The sequence below is a fragment of the Streptomyces sp. L-9-10 genome (genome assembly GCF_004151105.1).
Classification (GTDB): domain Bacteria; phylum Actinomycetota; class Actinomycetes; order Streptomycetales; family Streptomycetaceae; genus Streptomyces.
Map to the genome: position 1 here is coordinate 228,738 of NZ_PHRF01000095.1, position 14,593 is coordinate 243,330.

General features: G+C 68.3%; 11 protein-coding genes. 1 reads left to right on the forward strand and 10 read right to left on the reverse strand.

Going from position 1 to position 14,593, the window contains the following annotated elements:
• The first annotated feature begins 52 nt into the window (after positions 1-52).
• Positions 53-2,302 carry a prolyl oligopeptidase family serine peptidase gene (locus CU044_RS22410; RefSeq protein WP_129770506.1) on the forward strand — a complete coding sequence of 750 codons (2,250 nt, stop codon included), beginning with the start codon at positions 53-55 and terminating at the stop codon, positions 2,300-2,302.
• 153 nt (positions 2,303-2,455) lie between these two features.
• On the opposite strand, the gene CU044_RS22415 is transcribed toward CU044_RS22410, so the two are convergent.
• The 10 genes from CU044_RS22415 to CU044_RS22460 form a co-directional block, all read right to left on the reverse strand.
• Positions 2,456-3,526, reverse strand: coding sequence for a dipeptide ABC transporter ATP-binding protein (locus tag CU044_RS22415; protein ID WP_129770507.1), 1,071 nt, complete (start codon positions 3,524-3,526; stop codon positions 2,456-2,458).
• Positions 3,519-4,511 carry an ABC transporter ATP-binding protein gene (locus CU044_RS22420; protein ID WP_129770508.1) on the reverse strand — a complete coding sequence of 331 codons (993 nt, stop codon included), beginning with the start codon at positions 4,509-4,511 and terminating at the stop codon, positions 3,519-3,521. Before CU044_RS22420 ends, CU044_RS22415 begins: the two co-directional genes overlap by 8 nt.
• Positions 4,512-4,522: 11 nt before the next feature.
• On the reverse strand, positions 4,523-5,560 hold the full coding sequence (locus tag CU044_RS22425) for an ABC transporter permease (RefSeq protein WP_129770509.1): 1,038 nt from the start codon (positions 5,558-5,560) through the stop codon (positions 4,523-4,525).
• Complete coding sequence (locus tag CU044_RS22430) at positions 5,553-6,476, reverse strand: ABC transporter permease (RefSeq protein ID WP_129770510.1); 924 nt, start codon at positions 6,474-6,476, stop codon at positions 5,553-5,555. Before CU044_RS22430 ends, CU044_RS22425 begins: the two co-directional genes overlap by 8 nt.
• A gap of 45 nt (positions 6,477-6,521) precedes the next feature.
• A complete protein-coding gene (locus tag CU044_RS22435; RefSeq protein ID WP_129770511.1) occupies positions 6,522-8,147 on the reverse strand; it encodes an ABC transporter substrate-binding protein in 1,626 nt (541 codons plus the stop codon).
• Positions 8,148-8,384: 237 nt separating this feature from the next.
• Positions 8,385-9,533 (reverse strand): dipeptide ABC transporter ATP-binding protein, encoded by a 1,149-nt coding sequence (locus CU044_RS22440; RefSeq protein WP_129770512.1) that lies wholly within the window; start codon positions 9,531-9,533, stop codon positions 8,385-8,387.
• A complete protein-coding gene (locus CU044_RS22445) occupies positions 9,526-10,587 on the reverse strand; it encodes an ABC transporter ATP-binding protein (RefSeq protein ID WP_129770513.1) in 1,062 nt (353 codons plus the stop codon). Before CU044_RS22445 ends, CU044_RS22440 begins: the two co-directional genes overlap by 8 nt.
• An 11-nt stretch (positions 10,588-10,598) precedes the next feature.
• Positions 10,599-11,543: an ABC transporter permease gene (locus CU044_RS22450; protein WP_129770514.1), complete on the reverse strand. Its 945-nt coding sequence runs from the start codon at positions 11,541-11,543 to the stop codon at positions 10,599-10,601.
• On the reverse strand, positions 11,536-12,465 hold the full coding sequence (locus CU044_RS22455) for an ABC transporter permease (protein WP_129770515.1): 930 nt from the start codon (positions 12,463-12,465) through the stop codon (positions 11,536-11,538). The genes CU044_RS22450 and CU044_RS22455 overlap by 8 nt, the downstream gene beginning before the upstream one ends.
• Before the next feature lie 123 nt (positions 12,466-12,588).
• Positions 12,589-14,211: an ABC transporter substrate-binding protein gene (locus CU044_RS22460; protein ID WP_129770516.1), complete on the reverse strand. Its 1,623-nt coding sequence runs from the start codon at positions 14,209-14,211 to the stop codon at positions 12,589-12,591.
• Between the last annotated feature and the right edge of the window lie 382 nt (positions 14,212-14,593).

Consider the following 14,593-nt stretch of genomic DNA (forward strand, 5'->3'; position numbering starts at 1 on the left):
GTGCACGGCAGCACACTGGGGGCGCACGGCCATCGCCCAGTAGGTTCGTTCCATGACCTTGAGGCAACAGCTCTCGTTCCCGCGCCGGCACGCCAGGACCCAGCGCTTCACCCTCGGCGCCCCACGGGCGTTCACGGCCTCCCCCGACGGTGCGCGGGTGGTCTTCCTGCGCTCCTCCTCGGGCACGGACCGGGTGAACAGCCTCTGGGTACTGGATCTTGCGGACTCCGCCGCCGGTTCCGGTGAGGGGCGTGAGCGGATCGCCGCGGATCCGGACGTGCTCCTGGGCGGCGCCGCCGAGCGGCTCTCCCCCGAGGAGCGGGCCCGGCGCGAGCGGAGCCGTGAGGGCTCGGGAGGCATCGTCGGCTACGCGCTGGACGGTGCGGGGCAGCTGGCGGCGTTCGCGCTCTCCGGACGGCTGTTCACCGCCGAGCTGCTCGCCGGGACGACCCGCGAACTTCCCGTACGGGGCCCGGTGATCGACCCGCGGCCCTCACCGGACGGACGCCATGTCGCGTACGCGGCCGACGGCGCCCTCCGTGTGATCGGCGCGGACGGGGAGCGGGACCGCGTGCTGGCGGGGCGCTCGGCGGACGAGGGCGAGGACATCACCTACGGGCTGGCGGAGTTCATCGCCGCCGAGGAGATGGGCCGCACGCGCGGCTACTGGTGGTCCCCCGAGTCCGACCGGCTGCTGGTCGCCCGTGCCGATACGACGCGGGTACGGCGCTGGTGGATCTCCGACCCCGCGCACCCGGAGCGGGAGCCCGTCAAAGTCGCCTACCCGGCGGCCGGCACCCCCAACGCGGACGTACGGCTCTATCTGGTCGACGTGGAGGCGGCGGAGGGGTCCGGCGCGGCCGAGGGCGCGGACGGCGCCGAGGGGTCCGGTGGGGCGCGTACAGAGGTCGTCTGGGACCGCGCCCGCTACCCGTATCTGGCCCGGGTGCACTGGTCGGCCGCGGGCGCGCCCCTGCTGCTCGTACAGAGCCGTGACCAGCGCGGTCAGCTGTATCTGGCGGTGGACACGGCGACCGGCGCGACGAGGACCGTGCACCGGGACGAGGATCCGGCCTGGCTGGAGCTCTTCGCCGGGCTGCCCGCCTGGGCGCCGGACGGACGGCTGGTACGGATCGCCGACGAGGGCGGCGCGCGGGTCCTGGTGGTCGGCGACCGGCCGCTGACCGGGCCGCAGTTGCATGTCCGCGCCGTGCTGGACATCGGCGAGCACGACGTCCTCGTCTCGGCGTCGGCGGGCGAGGAGGCGGCCGATCCCGAGATCGGCGAGATCCACGTCTATCGGGTCAGCGAGCTGGGCGTCGAGCGGCTCTCGGAGGGCGCGGGGGTGCACTCGGCCGTACGGAGCGGCGAGGTGACCGTGCTGGTGTCGGCCCGGCCCGACACCCCCGGAACGTCCGCGCGGGTCCTGAAGGACGGCAAGCGGCTCGCCGCGGTCGCGTCGTACGCCGAGCAGCCGGCGCTCACCGCCCGGCCGCGGCTCACCGAGGCGGGCACGCACCGGATTCCGAGCGCCGTACTGCTCCCGACCGGCTACCAGGACTCGGACGGCCCGCTTCCGGTGCTGCTGGACCCCTACGGGGGCCCGCACGGGCAGCGTGTGGTGGCCGCGCAGAACGCGTATCTCAGCTCGCAGTGGTTCGCCGACCAGGGGTTCGCGGTGATCGTCGCGGACGGCCGGGGCACTCCGGGCCGTTCGCCTGCCTGGGAGAAGGCGGTCAAGCAGAATCTGCTGCTCAGCCTGGACGACCAGATCGAGGCGCTGCACGCACTCGCCGAGCGGTTCCCGCTCGATCTGGGGCGGGTGGCGATGCGCGGCTGGTCCTTCGGCGGCTATCTCGCCGGGCTCGCGGTCCTGCGCCGCCCGGATGTCTTCCACGCGGCGGTCTCCGGCGCTCCGGTCACCGATCTGCGGCTCTACGACACCCACTACCAGGAGCGGTACTTCGGCGGCGGCCCGCAGGACGTCCCCGAGGTCTACGCCCGGCACTCACTGGTCACGGACGACGGTCTCTCGGCGCCGGAGAGTCCGGCGCGGCCGCTGATGATCATCCATGGGCTCGCGGACGACAATGTGGTCGTGGCACACACCCTCAGGCTCTCCGCGGCCCTGCTGGCGGCGGGTCGGCCCCATGAGGTCCTGCCGCTCACGGGTGTGACCCATATGACGCCGCAGGAGGAAGTAGCCGAGAATCTGCTGCTGCTCCAGGTCGACTTCCTCAAGAGGTCGCTGGGCATGAGCCGAGCGCGGGCCGAGGACGGGGACGTGCAGAACCCGGAATGAGCCCGGAGTGAGCACGGGCGACCGGCCGGGACCCTGGGAGTCCCGGCCGGTCTACGGCACCCGCACGGCCGTACGCTGTCCAGCCTGACGCGTTCGTATATCGGTGTCGGGTCGGCGAAGTTGCCTGCGTGTTAACGAAATTGATGCGCTTTATTACGCTTCGCCCCCCGAATCCCGACCCTGCGGGATACCTCCGCCTCCGGCCGGCACGATCTGCCGTTCCTCCGCGAAGTGGCAGGCGGAAAGGTGCGCGGCGGGCCCCTGCCGCCCTCGCAGGACCTCCGGGACCGCCAGTCCGGGCACCTCCACCGCGCACCGTTCCCGCGCCTTCCAGCACCGCGTACGGAACCGGCAGCCGGACGGCGGGTTCGCCGGGGACGGCACATCGCCGGTCAGAATGATCCGGTCGCGGTGCTCGCGCGCCGTGGGGTCGGGCAGCGGCACGGCCGAGAGCAACGCCTGGGTGTACGGATGCGTGGGGTGCTCGTAGATCTCCGCGTCCGAGCCGATCTCGGCCAGCCGCCCCAGATACATCACGCCGACCCGGTCGGAGATGTGCCGGACGATCGACAGATCGTGGGCGATGAAGACGTACGAGAGGCCGAACTCGTGCTGGAGCCGTTCCATCAGATTGATGACCTGCGCCTGGACGGAGACGTCGAGGGCCGACACCGGCTCGTCGGCGACGATGATCTCGGGCCGGAGCGCCAGCCCCCGGGCGATGCCGATGCGCTGGCGCTGGCCGCCGGAGAACTGGTGCGGATAGCGGTTGATGTACTCCGGGTTGAGACCCACGACATCCAGCAGCTCACGGACCCGGCGCCGCCGGTCGCCCTTCGGCGCCACCTCGGGGTGGATCTCGTACGGCTCCCCGATGATGTCGCCGACGGTCATCCGGGGGTTGAGCGAGGTGTACGGGTCCTGGAACACCATCTGGATGTTGCGGCGCACCGCCTTCAGCGCGCGGCCCGACAGCCGGGTGATGTCCTCGCCCTTGTACCGGATCGCACCGGACGTCGGCCGTTCCAGGTTCACCACCAGCTTCGCGACGGTCGACTTGCCGCAGCCCGACTCCCCCACGATGCCGAGGGTCTCGCCGGCGGCCAGCGCGAAGGAGACCCCGTCGACCGCCCGCACCGCCCCGATCTGCTTCCTGAACAGGATGCCGCGGGTCAGCGGGTAGTGCTTGACCAGGTCCTGGACCTCCAGAATGGGTTCAGCCATGGAGCGTCTCCTCCCAGAAGTAGCAGGCGCTCCGGCGCCCCTCGGCCGCCCCCGGCACGTCCCCCACGTCGAAGAGCGGCGGCACCTCCCGGCGGCACACGTCCCGGGCCGAAGGGCAGCGGGGGCTGAAGGCGCAGCCGGGCGGGACGCGCAGCAGATTCGGCGGCAGGCCCTTGATCGCGTAGAGCTCGCGGCCCTTCCGGTCCAGCCGCGGGATCGACCGGAGCAGACCGCGGGTGTAGGGGTGGGCGGGCGCCCGGTAGATCTCGTGCACCGGGGCGGTCTCCACGATCCGGCCCGCGTACATCACGGCGATCCGGTCGGCGACGTCGGCGACCACCCCGAGGTCGTGGGTGATCAGGATCAGCCCCATGTCCAGCTCGCGCCGCAGCTCGGCGAGGAGATCCATCACCTGGGCCTGGACGGTCACATCGAGCGCGGTGGTCGGCTCGTCGGCGATGATCAGCGAGGGTTCCAGCGCGAGCGCCATCGCGATCATGATGCGCTGGCGCATCCCGCCGGAGAACTGGTGCGGATAGTCGTCGACCCGTTCCCCGGCCGCCGGGATCCTGACCCGGTCCATCAGCTCGACGGCCTTCGCCCGCGCCTGTTTGCGGGACATCCCCCGGTGCACGGTGAACATCTCGCCGAGCTGGGCGCCCACGGTGAGCACGGGGTTGAGCGAGGACAGCGCGTCCTGGAAGATCATCGCCATCTCGGCGCCGCGGACCCTGCGCCGCTGCTCCTCCTTGAGCTTCAGCAGATCCCGCCCCTGGAACAGCACTTCACCGCCAGTGATCCGGCCGGGCGGCATGTCGAGGATTCCCATGACCGCCTGCGCGGTGACGGACTTCCCGGAGCCCGATTCGCCCAGTACGGCCAGTGTCTCGCCGGCGTCGACGGAGTAGCTGACGCCGTCGACGGCCCTGGCGACCCCGTCCCGGGTGCGGAACTCCACCTGTAGATCGCGTACTTCGAGCAACATGGGCGGGCTCCTCAGCGCAGCTTGGGGTCGAGGGCGTCGCGTACCGCGTCGCCGAGCATGATGAACGCGAGCACGGTGACCGCCAGCGCTCCGGCCGGCCAGAGCAGCATGTGCGGGGAGTTGCGGATGTACGGCGAGGCGTCGGAGATGTCGATCCCCCAGGAGACGGTCGGCGGTTTGAGGCCCACGCCGAGGTACGAGAGGGTCGCCTCCAGCGCGATGAACGTACCGAGCGCGATGGTCGCCACGACGATCACCGGCGCGACGGCGTTGGGCAGGATGTGCCGCAGCATCAGCCGGGGGCTGGAGGCGCCGAGCGCCCGCGCCGCCTGGACGAAGTCGTTCTGTTTGACGGTGATGACGGAGCCGCGCGCGATCCGCGAGATCTGCGGCCAGCCGAGCAGCACCATGAAGCCGATCACCGGCCAGACGGTGGAGCTGGTCACCACGGACAGCAGCACCAGACCGCCGAGGACCACCGGGATGCCGAAGAAGATGTCGGTGACCCGGGAGAGGACCGCGTCCCAGAATCCGCCGTGGAAGCCGGCCAGTCCGCCGAGGACCGAGCCGACGACGGCGACCCCGAGGCTGGCGAGGACGCCGACGACGACCGACGTCCTGGCTCCATGGACGGTACGGGTGTAGACGTCGCAGCCCTGCCCGTTGAAGCCGAAGGGGTGGCCGGGCCGGGAGCCGTCCTGGGCCCTGGCGAGATCGCAGGAGAGCGGGTTGCCACTGGTGATCAGCGAGGGCCAGAGGGAGATGAGGACCAGGAAGACGATGACGAGCCCGGAGAGGACGAAGACGGGGTTGCGGCGCAGATCGCGCCAGGCGTCGGACCAGAGGCTGTGCGGGCGCCCCGTGGACTCGCCGCCGGGTCCGGCCTCGGGTCCGGAGCCGCGTCCGCCGTCGGGTCCGCCGTCGGGGCCTCCCCGCTGCCGCTCCAGGGTGCCCCCCTCGCTGGTGGCGAGGTCCATCGCACCGCCCGCCCCGGTCGCCGCGATGGCTCCGCCGTTGTCGTCGGGGCGTGGGGACTGCGGCTCAGGCATAGCGGATCCTCGGGTCGAGTACGGCGTAGAGGAGGTCGACCAGCAGATTCGCCACCAGGAAGACGATGACCAGCACGGTCACGAAGCCGACGACGGTCTGGGTGTTCTGGCGCAGGATGCCCTGGTACAGCTGGAATCCGACGCCATGGATATTGAAGATCCGCTCGGTGACGATCGCGCCGCCCATCAGGGCGCCGATGTCCGTACCGATGAACGTGACCACGGGGATCAGCGAGTTGCGCAGCAGATGCCGGGTGATCACCCGGTGCCGTGGCAGGCCCTTGGCGACGGCGGTACGGACGTAGTCGGAGCGGGCGTTCTCGGCGATCGAGGTCCGGGTCAGCCGGGTGACGTAGGCCAGGGAGACGGACGCGAGCACCAGCCCCGGCAGGATCAGCTCGTCGATCGGGGCCGCCGGGGAGACCGACGGCCTGATGAGCCGCCAGTTCACGCCGAACACGAGCTGCGCCAGCAGACCGGTGACGAAGGTCGGTACGGCGATGACCACCAGCGTCAGCAGCAGTACGGAGGTGTCGACGGGGCGGCCCCGGCGCAGCCCGGTGATCACGCCGAAGGCGATCCCGATGATGATCTCGAAGACGATGGCCACGATCGTGAGCCGGATGGTGACAGGGAAGGCCGAGGCCATCAGGTCGATGACCTTCTGGCCGTTGAAGGCGGTGCCGAAGTCGCCGGAGAAGACATGTCCCATATAGGTGAGGTATTGCTGCCACACCGGCTGGTCGAGGCCGAACTCCTGGCGCAGCCGGGCCTCGGTGGCCGGATCGCACTGCCGCTCGCCGCAGAGGCCCGCGACGGGGTCGCCCATCACATTGACCATCAGGAAGATCAGCAGGGTGGCGCCGATGAAGACGGGGATCATCTGCAGCAGACGCCGGATCACATAACGTCCCATGGAGGGCTCCGGGGTTCGGGGGAGGGCGCGGGCGGGCCCGGGGCGTCAGCTGACCGTGATCTCGTCGTAGACCGGGACGCTGAAGGGGTTCAGTTCGACGTGGGAGACACGGTCCGAGTAGCCGGCGCTGCCGTTCTGGTACCAGAGCGGGATGGCCGCCATCCGGTCCCGTACGACGCCCTCCGCCTCCTGGAACTTTCGGATCGCCGACTTCGTGTCCGCGTCCGCGTTGGCCTCGTTGACGAGCCGGTCGAACCGGGGGTCGCTCCACTTGCCGTCGTTGGACGAGGCGTTGGTGTAGTAGAGCGGCTGAAGGAAGTTCTGGATCAGCGGGTAGTCCATCTGCCAGCCCGCCCGGAACGGCCCCCTCAGCTTCCGCTGGCCGATCCGGTTGCGGAAGTCCGCGAAGGTGCCGACCGGGCTCCCGGCACACGCCTTGTCGTTGCCCAGCGCGTTGTTGATGCTGTTGCAGACCGCGTCGACCCACTCCTTGTGGGAGCCGCTGTCGGCGTTGTACGTGATCGTCAGCCGGCCGCGCGGGATGCCGCCGCCCCGCCGGATCAGCCGCTTGGCCGCGGCCGGGTCGTAGTCGCAGGCCCGGCCGCACAGCCCCGCCAGGTAGCCGCCGTCCGCGCCGAGGACCGGGGAGGTCCAGTCGGTCGCCGGGGTGCGGGTCCTGCGGAAGATCGTGTCGGTGATCTGCCGGCGGTTGATCGCCATGGAGAGCCCGGTGCGCACCTGGGCGGCCCCCGGGGTGTTCCACTCCTTGTCGTAGTACGGGAAGGCGAGGGTCTGGATGATGCCGGCCGGGCTGTTGATGTACCGCCCGTCGAGGTCGGACCGTACGTTCTTGAGCTGTGCGGCGGGGACGTCGTCGACCAGATCGAGGTTCCCCGCGACCAGATCGGTGTACGCGGTGTTGTTGTCCGTGTAGACCACGAGGTCCACGCCGCCGTTGCGCGGCTTGTCGGCGCCCGGGTACCCCTTCCGGGTGCGCAGGGACATCTGGGAGCCCTTGGTGTAGTTCCGCACCGTGTAGGGGCCGTTGCCGACGGGTTTGGCGAGCCAGGCGGCGTGGTGGTCGTAGAACGCCCTGGGCAGCGGCGCGAACGCCGGGTACCCCAGGGTGTCCGGCCAGGTGGAGAAGCGCTGCGACAGCCTGACCGTGAACGTCCTGGGGCCGGTGACCTTGAGCCCCGACAGGGTCCGGGCGGTGGGCTGCCCCTTGGCCGGGTGGACCGTGTCGTATCCGTCGATGTACTGGAAGAAGTAGGCGTTCTTCTGGTTGTTGTCGAGGTACGCGCCGTAGTTCCAGGCGTCCACGAAGGACTTCGCGGTCACCTTCTCGCCGTCGCTGAAGGTCCAGCCGTCCTTGACGGTGACGGCGAAGTGCGTCGAGTCCGTCGTGTCGATCCTCTCGGCGAGGGCGTTCTCGGCCTTGCCGGTCTTCGGGTTGTAGCGCTTGAGCCCCCGGAAGATCATGTCGAGGACCTTGCCGCCCTGGACCTCGTTGGTGTTCGAGGGCTCCAGTGGATTCTGCGGATCACCCCAGGAGGAACGCACCACGCCGTCGGGACCGCCGATGACGTCGGCCGCCCCGCCGCAGCCGGACGCGGCGAGGACGACGGCCGCCGCGCAGGCGGCCCGTCCGGCGTGTACGGCTCCTCGCATGGATGCGCCTCCTCGGAGTATGTGGTCTCGCTCAGACCAAAGATCGGACCATCAGGGACGGTCCGCACACTCAGCCCACCCAGATGGGCGAAGGAGAACGGAAAAATCATCAGCATCGGTGAGGGGCAACGCCTCCCGGCCGCCACGGGCCGCCACCACGCGAAGCGGCGCCCGGAACCTTTCGGTTCCGGGCGCCGCTCGCTTGCTCGTACGCGTACGTTCCCGTACGGCTACGGGTCACGCCGCGTGGACGACGTCCCTCTCCTCCGCGAAGTGGCACGCCGACTCGTGGGCGGTGTGCCCGTCCGTGCCCTTGAAGCGCTCGGGAATGGCCAGCAGCGGGACCTCCGTGGCGCACTTGTCCTGCGCCTTCCAGCAGCGGGTCCGGAAGCGGCAGCCGGAGGGCGGGTTGGCCGGTGACGGGACGTCACCGGTGAGGATGATCCGGTCACGGCCCTCACGGGCGTCCGGGTCGGGCACCGGAACCGCCGACAGCAGCGCCTGGGTGTAGGGGTGCGTCGGGTGGTCGTAGATCTGGGTGTCCGTCCCGATCTCGGCCATCTTGCCGAGGTACATCACGCCGACCCGGTCGGAGATGTGCCGGACGATCGACAGGTCGTGCGCGATGAAGATGTAGGAGAGGTTGAACTCGTCCTGGAGCTTCTCCATCAGGTTGATGACCTGGGCCTGGACCGAGACGTCCAGGGCCGAGACCGGCTCGTCGCAGATGATGATCTCGGGGTTGAGGGCGAGACCGCGGGCGATGCCGATGCGCTGGCGCTGGCCGCCGGAGAACTGGTGCGGATAGCGGTTGATGTACTCCGGGTTGAGACCCACGACATCGAGCAGTTCCTGGACCTTGCGGCGCCGGTCGCCCTTCGGAGCCACCTCCGGGTGGATGTCGAAGGGCTCGCCGATGATGTCACCGACGGTCATCCGGGGGTTGAGCGAGGTGTACGGGTCCTGGAACACCATCTGGATGTTCCTGCGGACGGCCTTCAGCGCGCGCCCGGACAGCCTGGTGATGTCCTGGCCCTTGAAGAAGACCTCGCCGGCGGTCGCCTGCTCCAGCGTCATCAGCAGCTTGGCCACGGTGGACTTGCCGCAGCCGGACTCTCCGACGATGCCCAGCGTCTCGCCCTGGTAGAGGTCGAACGAGATACCGTCCACGGCCTTGACCGCGCCGACCTGCTTCTTGAACAGGATGCCCTGGGTCAGCGGGAAGTGCTTGACCAGGTTGCGCACCTGGAGGATCGGCTCGCCCCGCTGTGCCGGCGCCTCGATGGCGGCGACGGAGTCGTCGACCGTGACGGCGTCGGCCGTCTCGACCGCGGTGACGTTCGGGGTGGCGTCCATGGAGTCGTCACTCTTCTTCGGCTCAGCCATGGATCGTCTCCTTCCAGAAGTGGCACGCGCTGCCGCGGCCCGGCAGTGCCGCGCCGTCCCGCTCGGTGACGGAATGCAGCACAGGAACGTCCGTACGGCAGATGTCCTGCGCCGAGGGGCAGCGGGGGTTGAAGGCGCAACCGGACGGAATCCGCGTGAGGTTGGGCGGAAGTCCCTTGATCGCGTACAGCTCCTGGCCCTTCTGGTCCAGGCGCGGGATCGAGTCGAGCAGACCGCGGGTGTACGGGTGCGCGGGACGCTTGTACAGCTCGTGCACGGGGGCGGTCTCCACGATCCGGCCCGCGTACATGACCGCGATCTTGTCCGCGACGTCGGCGACGACGCCGAGGTCGTGGGTGATCAGGATCAGACCCATGTTGAACTCGCGCTGCAACTCCGCGAGCAGGTCCATGACCTGGGCCTGGACGGTCACGTCGAGCGCGGTGGTCGGCTCGTCCGCGATGATCAGGTCGGGTTCCAGGGCCAGCGCCATGGCGATCATGATGCGCTGGCGCATACCGCCGGAGAACTGGTGCGGGTAGTCGTCGACCCGGTCCTTGGCCGCGGGGATCCGTACGCGGTCCATCAGCTCGATGGCCTTGGCCTTGGCGTCCTTCTTGGACAGACCCTGGTGGACGCGGAACATCTCGCCGAGCTGGTAGCCGACGGAGAGCACCGGGTTGAGCGAGGACAGCGCGTCCTGGAAGATCATCGCGATCTTCTGGCCGCGGATGAGCCGGCGCTCCTCGTTGCTCATCGTGAGCATGTCCCGGCCGCGGAAGAGGATCTCTCCCTGCGGAATGCGCCCCGGGGGCATGTCGAGGATGCCCATGATCGCCTGCGCGGTCACGGACTTGCCGGAACCGGACTCGCCCAGCACGGCGAGCGTCTCGCCCGCGCTGACGCTGTAGTTGACTCCGTTGACCGCTTTGGCCACACCGTCGCGGGTGTGGAACTCCACGTGCAGGTCACGGACTTCGAGGAGCGGTCCGCCGTCCTCCGGCGAGCCGTGCGGAGAAGGAACGTCCGCCGTCGTGTCGTCGATGATGGTCATGTACGCCTCCCTCAGCGCAGCTTGGGGTCGAGGGCGTTGCGTACCGCATCGCCGAGCATGATGAAGGCCAGAACAGTGATCGACACCATGACCGACGGGATGATCAGGACGTACGCGGCGTTGCGCAGCTGCTCCTGGCCCGAGGAGATGTCGACACCCCAGGAGACCGCCGGCTCGGCGAGACCGATGCCCAGGAACGACAGCGTGGCCTCGGCCGAGATGTAGCCGCCGAGCGCGATGGTCGCGACCACGATCACCGGGGCGATCGCGTTGGGCATGATGTGCCGGAGCAGGATGCGGCTGGTCGAGGCGCCGAGCGCCTTGGCCGCCATCACGTAGTCCGCCTGCTTGATGGTGAGGACCGAGCCGCGCGCGACACGGGCGATCTGTGTCCAGCCCAGGAAGGCGAGGGACAGGATCACGACCCAGATCGAACGCTCGGTGAAGGAGGTCAGCACCACCATCGCGCCGAGCATGAAGGGCACGGCGAAGAAGATGTCGGTGACCCGGGACAGGACCGAGTCGATCCAGCCGCCGAAGTAGCCGGCGAGCATGCCGACCAGGGTGCCGAGGACGGTCACGAGCGCGGTGACGACGACGGCGACGAGGATCGAGGCCCGCGCGCCGTAGACGACACGGGCGTAGATCGACCGGCCCTGGATGTCGTACCCGAACCAGTCCTCGTCGAAGAAGTGGCCCCAATTGGGCTTCTGGAGATAGTGCTTGGCCAGATCCGCGTAGCGGGGGTCCGCGCTGGTGAACAGCTGCGGGAAGGCCGCCATCGTCAGCAGGAACAGGATCAGGACGGCGGAGATGACGAACAGCGGGTTGCGCCGCAGGTCGTGCCAGGCGTCCGACCAGAGGCTGCGGGGCTTGCCCACCTTGCCGTCGGCCCGCGGGGCGACCGGAGCCTCGGCGGGCTGGTCCTTGACGGTGTCCTTGAGTGCCTCAGGCATAACGGATCCTCGGGTCCAGGACCGCGTAGAGCAGGTCGACGAGCAGGCTGGCGACGAGATAGACGACGACGATCAGGGTCACGATTCCCACGACCGTGGCGCCCTCGCGGTGCCTGAGCGCGTCGAAGATGTTGTAGCCGACACCCTTGACGTTGAAGATGCCTTCCGTGACGACCGCACCGCCCAGCAGGGCGCCGAGGTCGGTACCGAGGAAGGTCACCACCGGAATCATGGAGTTGCGCATCAGGTGTACGCCGATGATGCGGCGGCGCGGCAGTCCCTTGGCCACGGCGGTGCGCATGTAGTCGGAGCGCAGGTTCTCCGCGATGGAGGTACGCGTCAGACGTGCCACGTAGGCCAGTGAGAGGGAGCCGAGTACGACCGCTGGTAGGAACAGCTCGTTCCAGTTCGCTTCCGCGCTCACGTTCGGGTCCACCCAGCCGAGCTGGAAGGCGAAGAAGTACTGGCCGAGGAAGCCGAGTACGAACGAGGGAACGGAGATCAGCAGAAGCGTGAGGATCAGCAGGCCGCGGTCGCGGAGCGTGTCGGCCTTCAGTCCGGCGAAGACGCCGATGGTGATGCCGACCAGCGCGGTGAAGGTGAAGGCGAACAGGGTCAGCCGGACCGTGATCGGGAATGCCTCCGAGATGATGTCGGCGACAGGTCTTCCGCTGGCGATCTGTGTGCCGAAGTCGCCCTGGAACAGGCCGACCAGATAGTTCCAGTACTGGTGCCAGAGCGGAAGATCGAGACCGAGGTCTCTCTTCATCGCCGCGATCTGCGCCGGGTCGACCGTCTGCTCTCCGGCGAGCGCGCGCACGGGGTCGCCGGGCAGGGCGTACATCATGGAGAAGACCAGCAAGGTTGACCCGATGAAGACCGGGATCATCTGGAGCAGTCGCCGCGCGACATATCGCCCCATGTTTGCCTCCGAATGGATAACTGCAGCCCTGGGGGCCGCTCCCGTTGCGGGGAGCGGCCCCGGGGGCCTACCGCCGTTACGTCGACGGCTGATGGCCGAGTGGGGGGATGACCCTCGGGCTGGTTACTTGGCGACCGTGACTTCGGTGATGTTGTAGTCACCGTGGAAGTCGACGGTCACGTTGTCCACAGCCTTGGAGTAGCCGCCGTTGGTCTTGTACTCCCACAGCGGGATCGCCGGCATCTTGTCGACGAGGAGCTTCTCCGCGTCCTGGTAAGCCTTGATCGACTCCTCCAGGGACTTGGCGTTGTCGCCCTTCTTGAAGGCCGCGTCGACGGCCTTGTCGGAGAACCGGCCGTTGTTGGCCTCGGCGGTGGTGCCGTACAGCTCCCGCATGAAGTTGACGTTCAGCGGGTAGTCGGCGACCCAGCCACCGCGGTACATCCCCTTGACCTGGTCGTTGTCACGAGCCTCCAGGTCGGTCTGGAAGTCCGGCTTGGCGTCCGGGACACAGTCCACACCGGTGGCGTTGCGGATCGACTCGCAGACCGCGGTCACCCACTCCTTGTGGCCGCCGTCCGCGTTGTACTGGATCGAGATCTTGTTGCCGGGGACGCCGCCGCCCTCGGTGACAAGCTGCTTCGCCTTCGCCGCGTTGAACGTGAAGACGTCGGTGTCCAGGGTCTGGTTGCCCTCGACGCCCGGCGGGGTGAAGCTGGTGGCGGGCTTGCGGGTGCCGTTGAGGACGGTCTTGGTGATCGTGTCGCGGTCGATCGCCATGGACAGGCCCTGGAGGACCTTCGGGTTGATGTCCTTGAACGTCTTCGAGTAGAACGCCGGCACGATGCTCTGAACGGCCGCGTACGGCTGGTCGATCGCGCGGTCGCCGAGGTCCTGCTTGTACTTCGGCAGGTCCTTCGGGCCGACCTGGCGGATCATGTCCAGGTTGCCGGAGAGGAGGTCCTGGTACGCGGCCTCGACGGTCGCGTAGTTCTTGAAGAGGACACCCTTGTTCTTGGCCTTGTTCGGACCCTGGTAGTCAGGGTTGGCCTTGACCTGGATGAGCTTCTTGTGGTCCCACTTCTCGAAGATGTAGGGACCGTTGCCGACCGGCTTCTGGCCGAACGCCTTGGTGTCCTTGTAGAAGACCTCGGGCAGCGGCGCGAAGGTCGCGTAGCCGAGCTTGTACTCGTAGTACGGCACCGGCGCGGAGAGCCCGATGGTGAAGGTGGTGTCGTCGACGACCTTCAGACCCGACATGGCGTCGGCCTTCGGGTCACCCTTCTCCGGGTGGACGTCGGCGTAGCCGGCGATGTCCTCGAACCAGAAGGCGTTCTGCTGGTTGTTCTTGATGTTGGCGTACCAGTTCCACGCCTTGACGTAGGACTCGGCCGTGACGGGGGTGCCGTCGTGGAACTTCCAGCCCGGCTTGAGCTTGACGGTCCAGGTCTTGTTGTCGGTCGACGTCACCGACTCGGCGTTCGTGTAAACGATCTTGCCCTGCGCGTCGAAGTCCAGCAGCTGGGTGAACAGCGACTGGATCACGTAGCTGCCGAGCGACTCGTTCGTGTCGGCCGGGATCAGCGGCTTCTGCGGCTCACCGACATCGATGGAGACATAGCCCGCGGGCTTCCCCTTCTCCTTCGACGCCGATTCGCCGCTGTCATCTCCGCCGCCACAGGCCGTCGCCGACAGGGCCACGACTATCGCGCCGACTACCCACTTGGCGCTCTTGGCACCACGCATGGGTTCCTCCTCATGAGTCCACTAGTCACAAACGAGAAGGGCATTATCTACGCGCGCTGACACCCCTGACAGCGGGCTCCTCAAATGCCCTGAGTGTGCTCGTGAGTCGGCGCCCCCCATGGCGCATGACCCATTGACCCGAGCTCAATGGAAGCAACTATTAAGTACGGCAGAGCTGTAAACCACACTTAAAGGGTCTCGTTTTGACAACATCGAAGCGCCCTGCACGCCCGAAATCCGGACAAAATTAGCGCAGACAGACACACGCGAAACGGACTGTTAACACATGTTCCGGAGAGCGATGTCCGATATCCGGACAGATCGCCGAGGAAAGCGGTTTGACGAACGTCGGCCCGGTCACCGCGAGTCCGCGGTGACCGGG